The sequence below is a fragment of the Nonomuraea sp. NPDC000554 genome (genome assembly GCF_040300065.1).
GTDB lineage: Bacteria > Actinomycetota > Actinomycetes > Streptosporangiales > Streptosporangiaceae > Nonomuraea.
Genome location: NZ_JBEPDC010000005.1, coordinates 241,456 through 257,436, shown reverse-complemented (window position 1 = coordinate 257,436; position 15,981 = coordinate 241,456). Strand labels below are relative to the sequence as shown.

The window sequence follows — 15,981 nt, the reverse complement described above, 5'->3', positions numbered from 1 at the left end:
GTTTGTATACAATTAGCGGTCAAATGACTGATCTGACACTGGGCGGGACTCATCGCACCCTGCGCGACGAGGTGACCGCGGAGATACGGCGGCGCATCGTGTCCGGCGAGCTCGCGCAGGGCGAGCGGCTGATCGAGGATCGGCTGGCCGCGCTGCTCGGCGTCTCCCGCAACCCGGTGCGCGAGTCCATCCGGGTGCTGGCTGCCGAGGGGTTCGTGCAGGTCATTCCCCGGATCGGGGCGACGGTGGCCCGGCTGTCCGCCGAGGAGGCCGAGGAGCTGTTCGACGTGCGGATGGCGATCGAGGGGCTGGCCGCCCGGCTGGCCGCGCGTAAGCGGACGCCCCAGGGGGCCGAGCGGCTGCGGCGGGTGCTGGAGACGGCCAAGGAGGCCGTCGAGAACGGGCGGCTGGAGCAGGTGGCCGATCTCAACACGTCCTTCCATCTGGCGGTGGGCGAGGTGGCGGGGAACTCGTACCTGAACCTGATGATGACGCCAATGCTGCAGCGTGCGCAGTGGGTGTTCAGCCAGACCGCCGCCGTGCGCGGCCCGCACTCGTGGACGGAGCACCTGAGCCTGTGCGAGGCGATCGCGGCGGGCGACGAGGACGAGGCGCAGGCGAGGGCCGTCGCGCACGTGGCCGCGGCCCGGCGATCGTTCCTCGCGGCCATCGGCCGTACAACAAAACACCCGAACGATTAGAAAACACTCAGATAACAACATGAGGCCTGGAAACACCACTGAAATGTAAGGTCTTGTATACAGTCTCCCAAACCTTCCCCCCTTCGGAGGCACCATGAGACCGTCCCCCAGGCTCGTCGCGGCGCTCGCCGTACTCCCACTCGCACTGACGGCTTGCGGCGGCAGCGGTTCGAGCGGCACGTCCGCTCCCCCGTCCGTGGCCGACGCCTCGGCGGACGACCGCGCGGTGAAGGGCGGCGGCACGCTGAACGTCGCGCTCAACGCCGATCCCGACGCGCTGGACCCGAGCAGCTCCACCACGCTCGTGGGCCGCGAGGTGTTCGCGAACATGTGCGAGAAGCTCTTCGACATCGACGCCGAGTCCACGCTGGTGCCGCAGCTCGCCACCGCCCTGCCGGACGTCTCGGGCGACGGCAAGGAGGTGACGATCAAGCTGCGCCAGGGCGTGAAGTTCAACGACGGCACGGCGTTCGACGCCGAAGCGGTCAAGAAGTCGCTGGACCGCCACCGCACCTGGGAGAAGTCGTCCCGCCAGGCCGACCTGGAGGCGGTCGAGAAGGTGACCGTCGTGGACGCGTCCACCGTGAAACTCACCCTCAAGCGGGCCTTCACGCCGCTGACGGCGCAGCTCGCCGACCGCGCCGGGATGATCATGTCGCCCAAGGCGCTCGACGCCGGCGGTGACAACTTCGGCGCCGGCCCCGTCTGTGTCGGCCCGTTCACGTTCGCCGGCCGGACCTCCGGCAGCCAGATCGTGCTGGAGAGGGCGGCCGACTACTACGACGCCGCCAAGGTCAGGCTCGACAAGATCGTATACAAAATCATCGTGGACCCGAACGTCCGGGCCGCGAACCTGAAGTCCGGCGACGTGCAGGTGGCCGACCAGCTCGCCACCACGACGGTCGCGGGCGTGCAGGCCGACCCCAACCTCAAGGTCGTGTCCGGCGGCGGGCTCGGCTACTACGGCATCACGATCAACGTCGGCAATGCCGGCGGCTCCACCGAGAAGCCGGGCCCGGTCAACACCGCGCTGGCCAAGAGCCCGCAGCTGCGCGAGGCGTTCGACCTCGCGCTCGACCGCGACGTGATCAACAAGACGGTCTACAACGGCCTGTACGAGGCCGACTGCTTCCCGGTCGCCAAGGACAGCCAGTTCCGCGACGCCGGCCTGCAGTGCCCCAAGCGTGACCTGGCCAAGGCCAAGCAGCTCGTCCAGGCGTCCGGTGTGCCCACGCCGATCCCGGTCACGCTGACCGCGCCGAACGACGCCACGAACCAGCGGCTGGCCCAGGTCATCCAGCAGATGACCAAGGAGGCGGGCTTCAACGTCAGCGTGCAGACCGCCGAGTTCGTCGCCACACTGGAGCAGGGCAAGTCCGGCAAGTTCGACGCGGTGCTGAACGGCTGGTCGGGCCGGGTGGACCCCGACGGCAACCTGACGAACCTGATCACCACCCAGGGCAGCAACAACTACGGCGGCATGTCCGAGCCGGGCATCGACGACCCGATCAAGGAGGCCGCGGCGGCCACGGACGTCACCGAGCGGGCCGCGCTGTACGCCAAGGCCATGCAGAAGGCGGCCGAGGTGCGCGGGGTGCTGTACCTGTACCACAACAAGTACTACCTGGGCATGCACAAGACCGTCGCCGGAGTCCAGTACTTCAAGGACGGCCTGCCCCGGTTCGTCAGCGCTGGGTTCGCCGCGTAATGCTCTGGTTCATCCTCAGGCGCTGCGGATCGGCGGTGCTCGTGCTGTTCCTGGCCAGCGTCCTGATCTTCCTCGGGATCAGGGCGCTGCCGGGCGACCCCGCCGTGGTCATGGCCGGCCAGGAGGCCTCTCCGGCCGTGGTCGAGGCGATCCGCCACGAGTTCGGGCTGGACAAGCCGCTGCCCGCGCAGTACCTCGACTACGTCGGGCAGACCCTGTCGGGCAACCTCGGCCGGTCCACGCAGGACCAGATCCCGGTGGCCGACATCCTCGCCGAGCGGCTGCCGGTGACGCTGGAGCTGGCGGCCCTGGCCATGCTGGTGGCGGTGGTGGTCGGCCTGGGCGCGGGCATCGTGGCGTCGGTGCGGCGCGGACGGCTGCCCGACTACCTGGCCACCGGCTTCGGCCTCGCCGGGCTGTCGGTGCCGCACTTCTGGCTGGGTCTGCTGGGCATCCTGCTGTTCGCGGTCACGCTGCGCTGGCTGCCGGCGTCCGGGTACGTCCCGTTCAGCCAGGACCCTGCCGGCAACCTGCAGCGGATGCTGCTGCCCGCGTTGGTGCTCGGGGCGGGGTTCGCCGCGATCCTGATGCGGCAGACCCGCTCGGCCATGCTGGGCGCGCTGTCGGCCGACTACGTCCGCACCGCCAGGTCCAAGGGCCTGTCGGAGGCGAAGGTGGTGGGCGCGCACGCGCTGCGCAACAGCCTGACGACCGTGGTGACCGTGCTGGGCCTGCAGCTCGGCGCGCTGATCAGCGGCGCGGTGGTGACGGAGCAGATCTTCGTGATCCCCGGCTTCGGCAAGCTCACCGTGGACGCGGTGCTCACCAGGAACTATCCGGTCATCCAGGCCGTGGTGCTGATCACGGTGATCGGATACGTCCTGGTCAACCTGCTGGTGGACATCGCCTACGCCTTCCTCAACCCGCGCATCCGGCTGTCGGGAGGCGGTCATGGCTGAGACGCTGACCGTGCCGATCAGGACCGGCAGGGCCGACCGCAGGCGCAGGCTGTGGCGGCGCTTCCGGCGCAGGCCGATGCCGATGACGGGGCTGGTGCTGGTCGCGGCGTTCCTGCTGCTGGCGCTGGCGGGCCCGCTGGTGACGGGCGACCCGGCCCAGCAGGACTACCTGGCCACACTGGCCGCACCGTCGGGCGCGCACCCCCTCGGCACCGACGACCTGGGCCGCGACGTGCTGGCCAGGATCGCGCACGGAGCCACGGTGTCGTTGCAGGCCGGGGTGCTGTCGACGCTGCTGGCGATGGCGGTGGGCATCCCGATCGGGCTGGTCGCCGGCTTCTACCGGCGCTGGCTGGACCCGATCGTGATGCGCCTGGTGGACGTAACGCTGGCGTTCCCGTTCCTGGTGTTCGCGGTCGGGCTGGCGGCGATCATCGGCCCGTCGCTGAAGGGCGTGGTGCTGGCGCTGGGCTTCTCCCAGCTCCCGGCGGTCATCCGGATCACCAGGGGCGAGGTGCTGCACATCAGGGAGATGGACTACGTGGCCGCGGCCGTCGCCGACGGCGCGACCGACCGCCACATCCTGCTCCGCTACGTGCTGCCGAACTGCGCGAGCCCGCTCATCGTGCAGGCCACGGTGGCGATCCCGGCGGCGATCATCGGCGAGTCGACGCTGTCGTTCCTGGGACTGGGCGTGCAGCCGCCGACTCCGTCCTGGGGCGTCATGCTGACCACCGCCCAGCAGTACCTGGACGTCGCCCCCTGGCTGGCGATCTGGCCGGGGCTGATGATCGCGCTGGCCACGCTCGGCTTCAACCTGCTGGGCGACGGCCTGCGCGACGTTCTCGACCCGAGGAGCGGCCGATGAGCCTGCTGGAGATCACCCATCTGACGGTCGACTTCGCCACCGAGGACGGGCTCGTCCAGGCGGTCAGGGACGTCTCGCTCACCCTGGACGAGGGCGAGATCCTGGCGCTGTGCGGCGAGTCGGGCTGCGGCAAGTCGGTCACCGCGATGTCGGTGCCCCGGCTCCTGCCGCCCGACACGACCAGGCTGTCGGGCTCGGTCAGGCTGGACGGGCGCGAGCTGACCACGCTGCCGGAACCGGCGATGCGACAGGTGCGCGGCAAGGACGTGTCGGTCGTCTTCCAGGAGCCGATGACCTCGCTCAACCCGTCGTTCACCGTCGGCTACCAGATCGCCGAGGTGCTGCGCAGGCACGAGGGCCTCACCCGGGGAGCGGCCAGGGAACGCGCCGTCGAGCTGCTGGAGCTGGTCGGCATCCCGGCGCCGCGACGCCGCGTCCAGGAGTACCCGCACCAGCTCTCGGGCGGCATGCGGCAGCGCGTGATGATCGCGATCGCGGTCGCCTGCTCGCCCCGCGTGCTGATCGCCGACGAGCCCACCACCGCCCTGGACGTGACGATCCAGGCCGGCGTCCTGGACGTCTTCCGCGACCTGCGCGACCGGCTCGGCACCGCGATCATCCTCATCACGCACGACCTGGGCGTGGTCGCCGACATCGCCGACAGGGCCGTGGTCATGTACGCGGGCCGGGCCGTCGAGCAGGCACCCGTCGAGGACCTGTTCGCGCGGCCGCTCCACCCGTACACCGCCGGGCTGATGAAGGCACTGCCGTCAGCGGCGGTCGACGGGCGCCTCGCGGAGATCCCCGGCATGGTCCCCTCACCGCTGTCGGACCCGGACGAGTGCGCGTTCCAGGCGCGCTGCCCGCGCGTCCAGGCCGACTGCCGGCTGGCGCGGCCGGCGCTCGTCCAGCAGGCGGAACACCATCTGGCGGCCTGCTTCCACCCGGGAGGGCACTCGTGATCCTGCGGATCGACAACCTGGTCAAGCACTACGGCCAGGTCCGCGCCGTGGACGGCCTGTCGCTGGAGATCGGCGAGGGCGAGGTGCTCGGCCTGGTGGGCGAGTCGGGCAGCGGCAAGTCCACGGTCGGCAAGTGTGTGCTGCGACTGACCGAGCCGACCTCCGGCAATATCGCCCTTGACGAGCGCGACATCACCCACCTGTCGCGGCGGGCCATGCGCCCGCTGCGCAGGGACGTCCACATGGTCTTCCAGGATCCCTACTCCTCGCTCAACCCGCGCTTCACGATCGAGCAGATCGTCGGCGAGCCGCTGCTGCGGCACAGGGCGGCGACCAGGCGGGAGGTGGGCGCGCGGGTCGCGGCCATGCTGGAGCAGGTCGGGCTGCGGCCGGAGATGGGCTCGCGCTTCCCGCACGAGCTGTCAGGCGGCCAGCGGCAGCGGGTGGGGCTGGCCCGCGCACTGATCCTGGGGCCCAAGCTGGTGGTGGCCGACGAGCCGGTGTCGGCGCTGGACGTGTCGGTGCAGGCGTCGGTGCTGAACCTGATCAGCGACCTGCAACGGGAGATGGGCTTCTCCTGCCTGTTCATCACCCACGATCTGTCGGTGGTGGAGTTCCTGGCCGACCGGGTCGCCGTCATGTACCTGGGGAAGATCGTCGAGTCCGGGCCGACGGCCCAGATCTTCGCCGAGCCCCGCCACCCCTACACGCAGGCGCTGCTGTCGGCCGCCCCGGTGGCCGACCCGGCCAAGCAGCGGCAGCGGCGCCGGATCGTCCTCGGCGGCGACGTGCCGAGCCCGCTCGATCCGCCGCCGGGCTGCCGCTTCCACACCCGATGCCCGCTCGCGTTCGACCGGTGCCGCACCGACGAACCCGAGCTGACCGACCCGCGCGCGGGCGGCCATCCGGCCGCCTGCCACCTGGTCACGGCTGACGGCGTCCCCGACGCCACCGGCCGATGACCGTCCAAGGAGAGGAATGAGTTTGTTCACCACCAGGCCAGAGCTGACCGGAGACTTCGGCATGGTGGCCAGCACGCACTGGCTGGCCTCCGCGACCGGGATGGGCGTGCTGGAGCGCGGCGGGAACGCCTTCGACGCGGCGGTGGCCGCCGGCTTCGTGCTCCAGGTGGCCGAGCCGCACCTGAACGGGCCCGCCGGCGAGGTGCCGATCCTGCTGTGGAGCGAGGCCGAGCAGAAGGTGTCGGTGGTGTGCGGGCAGGGCGTCGCCCCCGCCGCCGCCACCATCGACCGCTTCACCGACCTGGGCCTGGACGTCGTTCCTGGCACCGGGCTGCTCGCGGCGACCGTGCCGGGGGCGTTCGGCGGCTGGATGCTGATGCTGGAGCGCTGGGGCACCTGGTCGCTGGCCGACGTGCTCGCCCCTGCCATCCACTACGCCGAGCACGGCGTCCCGGTGCTGGAGCGGATCTCCGCCACGATCGCCTCCGTCGCGCAGCTCTTCACCGAGGACTGGCCGACCTCGGCGGCCACCTGGCTGCCGGGCGGGCGGGTGCCGCAGCCCGGCGGCCGGCTGGCCAACCCGGTGCTCGCCGCCACCTACCGCCGGCTGGTGGCCGAGGCCCAGGCCGCGTCGGGCACCCGCGAGGGGCAGCTCACCGCCGCCCGCCAGGCGTGGTACCAGGGGTTCGTGGCCGAGGCGATCGCCGAGTTCAGCGCGAAGACCGCCTGGCGTGACAGCTCGGGCGAGGTGCACGGCGGGCTGCTCACCGGCGCGGACCTGGCCGGCTGGACGGCGTCGGTCGAGGAGCCCGTCACCTTCGACTACCACGGGCACACCGTCTGTAAGACGGGCCCGTGGGGGCAGGGGCCGGTCTTCCTGCAGCAGCTGGCGCTGCTGTCGGGCTTCGACCTGTCCGGCATGGGGCACCTCAGCGCCGACTACGTCCACACGGTGATCGAGTCGGCGAAGCTGGCCTTCGCCGACCGCGAGGCCTGGTACGGCGACGCGGACGTCCCCATGGCCGACCTGCTCGGCGCGGAGTACAACGCGGGCCGGCGCGCGCTGGTCGGCGCCGAGGCCAGCTTGGAGCTGCGTCCGGGCGCGCCCGGCGGGCGCGCGCCGCGGCTGCCCGCCTTCCCCGCGCCCGGCACCGCGAGCAACGCGCCGGGCGTCTCCGGCGCGCGCGCTCCCCGGGGGGTGGGCGAGCCGACGGTCGGCGAGCAGGCCGTCTCCGCCGACGGCAGCGTGCGCGGCGACACCTGCCACGTGGACGTCGTGGACCGGCACGGCAACATGGTGTCGGCCACCCCGAGCGGCGGCTGGCTGCAGAGTTCCCCCCCCCTTCCCGAGCTGGGCTTCTGCCTGGGCACGCGGGCGCAGATGTTCTGGCTCCAGGAGGGGCTGCCCGCCTCGCTGCGTCCCGGCGCCCGGCCGCGCACCACGCTGTCGCCGTCGTTCGCGCTCAGGGACGGCAGGCCGTGGCTGGCGTTCGGCACCCCCGGCGGCGACCAGCAGGACCAGTGGAGCGTGAACCTCTTCCTCGCGCTCGTCCACGGCGGTCTGAACCTCCAGGAGGCCATCGACGCGCCGATGTTCCACTCCGAGCACTTCCCCAGCTCGTTCTTCCCGCGCGGCTCCCGCCCCGGGGTGCTGCACGTGGAGGACCGGGTGGATCCGGCGGTCGTGGCCGAGCTGCGGCGGCGCGGCCACCAGGTGGAGGTGCAGGGTCCGTGGACACTCGGCAGGCTCAGCGCGGTCGCCCGTGACGGCGGCTTCCTGAAGGCCGCCGCCAACCCGCGCGGCGCACAGGGCTACGCGGTGGGACGATGAGCCCGCTCACCGAGATCGCCTTCCTGGCCGGGGCGGGGCTGCTCGCCGGCGCGGTCAACGCGCTGGCGGGCGGCGGCACCCTGATCTCCTTCCCCGCGCTGCTGGCGCTCGGCCAGCCGAGCATCTCGGCCTCCGTGACGAACGCCGTGGCCCTGTGGCCCGGCTACCTCGGCGGCGTGCTCGGCTACCGGGCCGAGCTGCGCGGGCAGCGGCGAAGGACGGTGCTGCTGTCGGTCACGGCCATGCTGGGCGCGATCGCGGGCAGCGCGTTGCTGCTGCTCACACCGGGCAAGCTGTTCGACTCGCTGGTGCCGTGGCTGGTGGCGTTCGCCAGCCTGGCGCTGCTGGCCCAGCCGTGGCTGCGCAAGCGTTTCGGCGGCGACGACGACCGGCCGCCCAGCAGGTGGGTGCACGCCGGGGCGTTCCTCGGCGGCTGTTACGGCGCGTACTTCAACGGCGGCATGGGCGTGCTGCTGCTGGCCGTGCTGGGGATGTTCCTGCACGACAACCTGCACAGGGTCAACGCCGTCAGGGCCGCGCTGTCGCTGGTCGTCAGCAGCGTGTCGGTGGTGGCGTTCTCGCTGTTCGGGCCGGTGCGGTGGGAGGCGGTGGCGGTGGTGGCGCCCGCCAGCCTGGTGGGTGGCTTCCTCGGCACCCGCCTGGCGCGGCTGATGTCGCCCGCCGTCCTGCGCGGCGTGGTGGTCGCGTTCGGGCTGGGCGTCGCCGCGGTGCTCGCGCTGCGGTGAGAGCCCTCAGAGGTCGCGGAGGACCTGCTCGAGCCGCGCCTGAACGAAGGTCTCGTCCAGCGGGTCCGGGACGGCGTCGGCGCGGGCCTGGACGTCGCTGAGAATCCTGGCCGACTGCTCCTCCGCGTCCTGCTGGGCGTTCTGGGCGGCGGAGAGGACTTCGCCGGAGAGGACTTCGGCGGTCAACCGCATGCTCCGCGGCAGCAGCGTGATCTGCTGGATGCGCCCGCCCCGGTCGGCGACGACGTGCGCGACCCCTTCCGGACCCACGCCCTCGCCGGTGACGCCGTTCAGCCTCGCCTGGGCCTCGGCCATGCTGCGCAGCAGGCCGGAGGCCTGTTCCAGGAGGTCTTCCAGGTACTCCCGATCCTCGGACGCCGACGACGGCCGCATGCCGATCCCCCTTCGCCTAGACCGGCATTCTCACCGTATCGATCACCGTACATCCGACACTTACAGATTTTTCGATGCAATAACGATCATTAGCTGTCTACCGTAGCTTCGGGCGGATGCAGGACGGAATCAAGCTCGATCTGGGAGCAGTGGAGACCGCCTCGACGCAGATGCGACGGCACGAGAGCGACTTCGCCGCCGCCGTGCGCCTTCTGGAGTCGAGGGGGGCCGAGGGCGCGTCGTGGGGGGACGACGGCCTCGTCGGAGCCTTCGCCGCCGCCTACACCGCGGCCATGAGCGCGAGCGTCACCGCCCTCACAGCACTCACCGGTGCGCTGGGCGCCACGGGCGCCGGACTCCATGACACCGCCGAGACGGCCAAGGACGCGGATGCCGCACAGGTGGCGCCGGGAGGGGGCGCCACGTGGGTCTGACCGTGCCGCCCGAGGTCGACGCGCTGTTCAGCCTGATCGGCGTCCCCTTTCCGAACGTGGACGAGGATGAGATGCTCGCCCACGCCGACGCGTGGCGGACGGTCGGCGACCACATCACCACGGTCACCGACGGCTCTGACCGCACCGTCCACCAGGTGATGGACGGCTACCAGGGCCGCTCGGCGGCCGAACTGGCCGGCTACTGGCAGGAGACCGGCGGCGGTGGGCACCTCCAGCAGGCCGCGACCGCGGCCCGCACCGCGCCGGCGATCCTGGAGGGCGCCGCCTCGGTGGTCACCGCAGGCAAGGTCGCCTCCGTGTCGCAGGTGCTGAGCCTCGCCCAGGCAGGCCCGGCCCTGCTCGCGGGGGGCGTCGGCGGGGCCCTCGCGGCCGCGAGGATCTACGCGGCACGCAGGTCGGTCCAGCGGATCAACCGCCAGGTGTCGGAGGGACTGGGCAATCGGCTGGGGTCGGTCCTCGCGGGGCGCGTCAGGGAACCCATGGAGCGCGTCCTCGGCTCACTGAGGGCGCCGGGGCTCGGCGGGCCCGTGCCGGCCGGGGGGCCGGGTCGGCTGCCGTCGAGCCCGCTCCGTGATCCCTACGCGCCGGAGCGGCCCGGCGGTGGGCTGAGCCTGCCCATCTTCCGTAAGAACGCTCCGAGCAAGTCGAATTCGGGCACCAGCCGCTGGGGCAGCCGCGACGAGGCCCTGGAAGAGGCCAAGGAGGACGCCAAGCGGGGCGGACGTGCCAAGGTGCGAGAAGAATGCTCCAAGGGCGACCATGTACACGTCGACTACGTCAACAAAAACGGCGAGATCTCGCACACCAAGCACTATCCGTACAACAAGAAGTAGGAGAAGTGGTGGAAGACCTCCTGCAGAAGGCCGCCGAGCTGAGCGCGGCGATCGAGGAGCACGCCCGGGTCGTCACCGGAACCCCTGACGACTACCCGCGCGTGGCGGCGGCGCTGAACCGCCTGCGGTCCTCCGCCCTCGGCTACGCGACGGCGTGCGCCGAGCAGACAGGCTGGGGCGACCCGTTCAGCGATCTGGAGGACGACCTGACCGACGAGCCCGAGCAGGGCGGCGAGCCGGACGTGGTGCGGGTGGAGGCCCGATACGAGGTCCGCGTCAACGACCTCGCCGCGGCGGCGCGACTCCTCGACGAGCCCGTCCAGGCGGACGCGGCCTGCTCGGACGTGGTGGCGAAGCTCTTCGTGCGCGACGGCTGGAACCCCGAGGCGTACGGCGAGACGGCCCTGAGCCTCGTGCGCCACTCGTGGTCGGCGGGGCCCGAGGCGACGGACTGACGTCCGGCCCCGGGGCGCGAGCGGCCTCAGGCGACGGTGGCCTCGATCAGGTCGTCGACGACGGCGGCCAGGTGACCGGTGCGGGCGTGCGCCTGGCGCTGGCGTACCGCGCCGGAGCCGCGCCTGAGCAGCCGGTCCATGCCCTCCTCGACGAAGGGCAGGTCGCCGGAGTCGTCCAGGGCCTGGCGCGCGTGGGCGAGCAGGCGCCCGGCCATCACGGACGCGGGCACCAGCGTGCCCTCCCGGACGTCCAGACTGTCGCCGAGCAGTCCGTCCCTGGCCGCGCGCCAGTAGGCGGCGCGCAACACCTCCGACGGGTACGGCTGGCCGCGGTCGCCGCGGGCCACGTCGGCGAGCGCGGTCACCACCAGGGCGCGGATCAGCCCGATGAGGGTGAGGCTGTCGCTGACGTCCAGCGGGACGTCGGCCACCCGCACCTCGACCGTCGGCAGGGTGGGCGACGGACGGGTGTCCCAGAAGACGGTCTTCGGATCCATCAGCGCGCCGGAGCGCGACAGCGCGTGCAGCGCCTGCTCGTAGTCGGCGAACGTCGGGAAGTACGGAGGAGCGCCGGAGACCGGCCAGCGCCCCCAGGAGATCACCCGCCAGGACGCGTACCCGGTGTCGCGGCCGACGAAGAACGGCGAGTTGGCGGCCAGCGCGATCAGCGTCGGCAGCCATGGCCGCAGGTGGTTGCCCACGTAGACGGCGTGTTCTTCGTCGGGCACGTCGATGTGGACGTGCAGGGCGCAGATGCTGATCTCGTCCTGTAAGGCCCGGTAGAGGACCCGGCCCTGCTCGTATCGGGCATCGTCGCTGAGCGGGGCGGGCACGACGTCGCCGAGCACGGGGATGCCGCTGGCGACCACGGCCAGCCCGCACGAGCGAGCCGCCGCGGCCACCTCCTTGCGGGTGGCGCGCAGCCGCACTCCCAGCTCGTTCAGGTCGGCGGACGGCACGCTGCGCGCCTCCACCTGGAAACGGGTGATCTCGTGAGTCACATCGAGGACGTCTGTCGCGGCGGCCAACACCTCTGCCGCCCGGGGAACCACGTGGCGCGTCCAGGGATCGACGACGAGGTACTCCTCCTCGATCCCGATAAGAGGAGTCACGCGTGATATATGCCCCTATTTCCGCACAATCACCCTCGATCGGGGCAGAGTCGAGGTGACGCCGGATACGGTACCTTCAGCGACCCCCCGACCCTGGAGACGAGCATGGCCAAGGCCCTGCGCAGAGTGGCGGCCACACTGATCGACTACGGCCTGGTCCTGGCCTACGCGGTCGCGCTGGCGGCCGTCTTTGTCCCGCTCTCCTTCGCGGGGATCATGGTCGTCCCCGTCGTCGACGGCCTCGGGAGCAGAATTCTCGCCCAGGTGATCGCGGCGGCGCTCCTCTCCGTTCCCGTCACGGTCTGGCTGGCCTCGCGGGAGTGGTCCGCGCGGCAGGCGACGCCCGGCAAGCGCCTGCTCGGCCTCAGGGTGGAGACCCTCTCGGGCGCCCGCCCGAGCAGGCCGGTGGCGCTCGCCCGGACGGCGCTCAAGGTGCTCCTGCCGTGGGAGGTGGCCCACACCATGGTCTGGGACCTGCTCGCGTGGCCGAAGGGCGAGTTCGGCCCGCGCGACCTGGCGCTGGCCGTCACCACCTACGGGCTGCTCGGCCTGTACGGGCTCACGCTGTTCCTGGGCTCGGGCCGGACCCTTTACGACCGGCTCTGCGGCACCAGGGTCGTCGGAACCTAGGGCAGCTCTGTGGGGCCGTACAGCGCGGCGGACGCCCCCGTGGCGAGCGCCCAGTAACGGTCGCCGTAGGACCAGTGCCACCACTCGGTGGGGTAGTTGACCAGGCCGGCGGGTTCCAGGGCGGCGGCGAGGATCTTGCGGTTCTCGCGGGCCTCGGCGGAGATGTTGGGCGCGGCGGTGTAGCAGGCGCCGTCGCTCTGCTCGGGGTTGTCGTCGACCTGGGTGCCCATGTCGTACTCGGTGCCGTCGGGGGCGCAGAGGGTCAGGTCGACGGCGGCTCCGGCGGTGTGCGGAGCGACCTCGACCGGGGAGACGTAACGGCTGGCCGCGATATATGACTCGTCGGGCGACATTTCGGGGAATGTCGCTTGCAGCTCCGTCCGGTACTCCTCGAAGATCCGGCGCTGGGTCGCGATCGGCCGGTAGCCCTCGACGACCAGCAGGTGGTAGCCGTCGGGCAGCAGCCGCTCGGCCCGCTCCAGCCGGGCCAGCAGCCCCGCGCGCAGGTGCGCGTACGCGCCCTCGGCGTCGGCCATCCGGGAGTCCACGCGCAGCCGCCCGCGCACGTCGGCCAGCGGCTCCCCACACTCTCGCACGGGAATCGCGGCCACCCGCGGGTCGGAGATCAGCACGATGTCGCTCGACGCTTGCCACATGGGCAGAAATTCTCACACACCTCGGGCTCTCCCCGCCCGCGGGTCACGGAACGCGCCGCACGCCCGTACCGGAAGGCCCGGAACATCGCGCGATCACACCGTGTCGGAGAAGACCTGTTCACGGGCCTGGTCCAGGGCCGCGACGAGAGCGCCGCGCAGGATGGGGTTGCCCGCCACGCCGGTCACGACGACGGTGGGACGGCTCGGGCAGACGCGGGCCACGGCCTCCTCCACCTTGGCCGCCAGCCGCGGCCCGCCCGCCCTGCCGATGGCGCCGCTGAGCACGATCAGCCCCGGGTCGAGGACGACGGTCACGGCTGCGGCCCCCAGCGCCAGCCGTGCCGCGATCTCGTCCAGGTACGCCTCGCCGCCGCTGCGCACCTGGTCGGCGACCGTCTCGCCGGGCACCCCGTGCGCGGCGGCGAGCCCGCTCAGCGCCTCGTGACCGACCAGGCGCTGGAACGAGCCCGACTGCGGCTGGGAGACGTCGGCGGGCAGCGGCTCGCCCGGCACCGGCAGCCAGCCGATCTCGCCCGCTCCCCCGCTGGTGCCCCGGTGCAGCCGGCCGCCGAGCATCACGCCGAGCCCCTGACCCACGCCCGCCCAGAGCACCACGAAGTCCTCGACCCCCACCGCCGCGCCGTGCCGGCTCTCGGCCAGCGCGACCAGGTTGACGTCGTTCTCGATCGTCACCGGCACGCCCAGCGTCTCGCGGAGGCTGGCGAGCACGCCGAAGTGCCAGGCCGGCAGGTCGTAGGAGAACCGCACGTCGCCGCTGGCCGGATCGACCACGCCCCTGGTACCGATGACGAACGAGCGCAGCCGCGACCGGTCGACACCGGCCGACTTGCACGCCCGCCGCACCGCGGAGTGCACCGCCGCGACCGGTTCGCGCCCGTCGGACAGGTTGACCGTCACCTCGGTCACCATCGTGCCGGTGATGTCCGCCACGCCCACGGTCAGGCTCTCGGGCAGCACCTCCACCCCCGCGACGTAGGCGCTGGAGGGCACCACGGCGTAGAGCGCGGCGTGCGGGCCCCTGCCGCCCGCACGCTCTCCGGCGACCTCCACCAGCCCTCGCTCCTCCAGGCGGGCCAGCAGCTGGCCCGCGGTCACCTTGGACAGGCCGGTCCGCTCTCCCAGCTCGGCCCTGGTCAGCGGGCCGTCCTCCAGGAGGAGTTCGAGTGCCGAGCGGTCGTTCAAGCGGCGTAGGAGCCGGGGGGTTCCCGGGCTTCGGCTCATCGAGGGCGCCTCCGTCACGATCGGCTAACGGTCCGTTTCTTTTAAGAAAGTTTCTTGTTAGTTTATCAGCAGTCGTTCGACTTGACGATCAGCCTGGTGCGGGACCGTGGGCCGGCACCCGGGAAGGGAGAACCTGTGAAGATCGCGAAGATCACCGCCACTACGGTCACCACGGCCGCTCTGGCCCTGGGCGTGGCCGCGTGTGGCTCGTCGGAGACACCCGCGGCGTCCTCGCCGAGCGCGGCGGCCTCCGCTTCGGCCAGCGGCCCCAAGTACGCGGGCAAGCAGCTGACCTTCTGGCGCCTCGGCGACAGCAACCCCAAGGCGCAGGCGTACACCGACCAGTTGGTGGCCGAGTTCGAGAAGCAGACCGGCGCCAAGGTGAAGGTCGAGTGGATCCCGTGGCCGCAGGTGAACGACAAGTTCACGGCCGCCGCCGCGGGCGGCACCGGGCCTGACGTCACCGAGATCGGCAACGACCAGGTACCCCTCTGGCAGAGCCAGGAGGCCCTGGAGCCGATCACCGACATCGTGACGGCGGGCGACCAGACCCAGATCCCCAAGAACCTGATGGGCCTGGAGACGATCGACGGCGAGACCTACGCCGTGCCGTGGGGCGGCGGCACCCGCGCGGTGCTCTACCGCGCCGACTGGTTCAAGGAGCTCAAGATCGACGTCCCGAAGACCTGGGACGAGCTCGTGGCCGCGGCCAAGAAGATCCAGGCCAAGAAGGGCAAGGACGTCGACGGCTTCGCCTTCAACGGCGGCTCCGACGCCAACCACCTGCTCGGCGCGCTGGCCTGGACGGCGGGCGGCGACTACGCCGTCAAGGAGGGCGACAAGTGGGTCGGCAAGCTGACCGACCCCACCTTCAAGGCCGGCTTCGCCCAGTACACCTCGCTGGTCACCGACGGCCTGTCGAGCAAGTCGCGGCTGACCCAGAACACCACCGACATCCGCACCCGCTTCGCCAACAACAAGGTCGGCATGTACCTGACCGCGTCGTGGGACCTGGCGGGCATCGAGCAGGACAGCAAGGGCAAGCTCAAGGGCGACAAGCTGGCCTTCTTCCCGCTCCCGTCCAAGGACGGCGGCCAGGCGCAGTCCTTCCTCGGCGGCAACGACATCGCCGTGTGGGGCAGCGCCAAGGAGAAGGACGCGGCCAAGGAGTTCGTGAAGCTGGCCTCCGGCAAGGAGTGGGGCGACAAGTACGCCACCGAGGGCGGCCTGCTGCCCGTCTACCCCGACGCCCTGGCGGCCCTCGCCGGCGACCCGGTGCAGGCCCCGTTCGCGGCCGCCTTCGCCAAGGCCAAGGCCTTCCCCGCCGACCCGCAGTGGACGGAGGCCAACGAGACCAAGGCGGTGCTGCAGAACGCGGCGCGCTCGGTCATCGAGGGCAAGTCGTCGGCTGACGACGCCCTGGCCAAGGCCAACAAGGAGCTCGAAGACATCCTCAACGCGTCCTGAC

General features: G+C 71.7%; 17 protein-coding genes. 13 read left to right on the top strand and 4 right to left on the bottom strand.

Annotation, left to right across the window (positions count from 1 at the left end):
• The first annotated feature begins 23 nt into the window (after positions 1-23).
• From ABT294_RS12460 to ABT294_RS12425, 8 genes are all read left to right on the top strand, one after another.
• Positions 24-701, top strand: coding sequence for a GntR family transcriptional regulator (locus ABT294_RS12460; RefSeq protein ID WP_350805475.1), 678 nt, complete (start codon positions 24-26; stop codon positions 699-701).
• 94 nt (positions 702-795) lie between these two features.
• A complete protein-coding gene (locus ABT294_RS12455) occupies positions 796-2,409 on the top strand; it encodes an ABC transporter substrate-binding protein (protein WP_350805474.1) in 1,614 nt (537 codons plus the stop codon).
• Entirely contained in the window at positions 2,409-3,368 is a 960-nt protein-coding gene (locus tag ABT294_RS12450) for an ABC transporter permease (protein WP_350805473.1), read from the top strand. Before ABT294_RS12455 ends, ABT294_RS12450 begins: the two co-directional genes overlap by 1 nt.
• Positions 3,361-4,236 (top strand): ABC transporter permease, encoded by an 876-nt coding sequence (locus ABT294_RS12445; RefSeq protein WP_350805471.1) that lies wholly within the window; start codon positions 3,361-3,363, stop codon positions 4,234-4,236. The genes ABT294_RS12450 and ABT294_RS12445 overlap by 8 nt, the downstream gene beginning before the upstream one ends.
• Positions 4,233-5,198, top strand: coding sequence for an ABC transporter ATP-binding protein (locus ABT294_RS12440; protein WP_350805470.1), 966 nt, complete (start codon positions 4,233-4,235; stop codon positions 5,196-5,198). Before ABT294_RS12445 ends, ABT294_RS12440 begins: the two co-directional genes overlap by 4 nt.
• A complete protein-coding gene (locus ABT294_RS12435) occupies positions 5,195-6,160 on the top strand; it encodes an ABC transporter ATP-binding protein (RefSeq protein ID WP_350805468.1) in 966 nt (321 codons plus the stop codon). Before ABT294_RS12440 ends, ABT294_RS12435 begins: the two co-directional genes overlap by 4 nt.
• 16 nt (positions 6,161-6,176) lie before the next feature.
• Positions 6,177-7,991 (top strand): gamma-glutamyltransferase family protein, encoded by a 1,815-nt coding sequence (locus ABT294_RS12430; RefSeq protein ID WP_350805467.1) that lies wholly within the window; start codon positions 6,177-6,179, stop codon positions 7,989-7,991.
• Positions 7,988-8,737 carry a sulfite exporter TauE/SafE family protein gene (locus ABT294_RS12425; RefSeq protein ID WP_350805466.1) on the top strand — a complete coding sequence of 250 codons (750 nt, stop codon included), beginning with the start codon at positions 7,988-7,990 and terminating at the stop codon, positions 8,735-8,737. The genes ABT294_RS12430 and ABT294_RS12425 overlap by 4 nt, the downstream gene beginning before the upstream one ends.
• Before the next feature lie 6 nt (positions 8,738-8,743).
• Here ABT294_RS12425 and ABT294_RS12420 read toward each other — a convergent pair whose 3' ends face one another.
• Positions 8,744-9,130 (bottom strand): YbaB/EbfC family nucleoid-associated protein, encoded by a 387-nt coding sequence (locus ABT294_RS12420; RefSeq protein ID WP_350805465.1) that lies wholly within the window; start codon positions 9,128-9,130, stop codon positions 8,744-8,746.
• 116 nt (positions 9,131-9,246) lie between these two features.
• On the opposite strand from ABT294_RS12420, the gene ABT294_RS12415 reads away from it, so the two are divergent.
• The 3 genes from ABT294_RS12415 to ABT294_RS12405 are packed head-to-tail and all read left to right on the top strand — an operon-like array spanning position 9,247 to position 10,873.
• Positions 9,247-9,564, top strand: a complete 318-nt coding sequence (locus tag ABT294_RS12415; RefSeq protein ID WP_350805464.1) for a hypothetical protein — start codon at positions 9,247-9,249, stop codon at positions 9,562-9,564.
• Positions 9,555-10,418 carry a WXG100 family type VII secretion target gene (locus tag ABT294_RS12410; protein WP_350805463.1) on the top strand — a complete coding sequence of 288 codons (864 nt, stop codon included), beginning with the start codon at positions 9,555-9,557 and terminating at the stop codon, positions 10,416-10,418. The genes ABT294_RS12415 and ABT294_RS12410 overlap by 10 nt, the downstream gene beginning before the upstream one ends.
• 8 nt (positions 10,419-10,426) lie before the next feature.
• Entirely contained in the window at positions 10,427-10,873 is a 447-nt protein-coding gene (locus ABT294_RS12405) for a hypothetical protein (RefSeq protein ID WP_350805462.1), read from the top strand.
• A 26-nt stretch (positions 10,874-10,899) separates the two neighbouring features.
• Here ABT294_RS12405 and ABT294_RS12400 read toward each other — a convergent pair whose 3' ends face one another.
• A complete protein-coding gene (locus ABT294_RS12400) occupies positions 10,900-11,985 on the bottom strand; it encodes a carboxylate-amine ligase (protein ID WP_350805461.1) in 1,086 nt (361 codons plus the stop codon).
• Between the two features lie 105 nt (positions 11,986-12,090).
• Here ABT294_RS12400 and ABT294_RS12395 point away from each other — a divergent pair, with 105 nt between their 5' ends.
• Positions 12,091-12,615: an RDD family protein gene (locus ABT294_RS12395; protein WP_350805460.1), complete on the top strand. Its 525-nt coding sequence runs from the start codon at positions 12,091-12,093 to the stop codon at positions 12,613-12,615.
• On the opposite strand, the gene ABT294_RS12390 is transcribed toward ABT294_RS12395, so the two are convergent.
• Positions 12,612-13,271: a M15 family metallopeptidase gene (locus tag ABT294_RS12390; protein ID WP_350805459.1), complete on the bottom strand. Its 660-nt coding sequence runs from the start codon at positions 13,269-13,271 to the stop codon at positions 12,612-12,614. The two genes, ABT294_RS12395 and ABT294_RS12390, sit on opposite strands and share 4 nt — an antisense overlap.
• Positions 13,272-13,364: 93 nt before the next feature.
• On the bottom strand, positions 13,365-14,513 hold the full coding sequence (locus ABT294_RS12385) for an ROK family transcriptional regulator (RefSeq protein ID WP_350805458.1): 1,149 nt from the start codon (positions 14,511-14,513) through the stop codon (positions 13,365-13,367).
• A gap of 135 nt (positions 14,514-14,648) precedes the next feature.
• Between ABT294_RS12385 and ABT294_RS12380 the strand changes: the two genes are divergently transcribed.
• Positions 14,649-15,980 carry an extracellular solute-binding protein gene (locus ABT294_RS12380; protein WP_350805456.1) on the top strand — a complete coding sequence of 444 codons (1,332 nt, stop codon included), beginning with the start codon at positions 14,649-14,651 and terminating at the stop codon, positions 15,978-15,980.
• Position 15,981 lies beyond the last annotated feature (1 nt).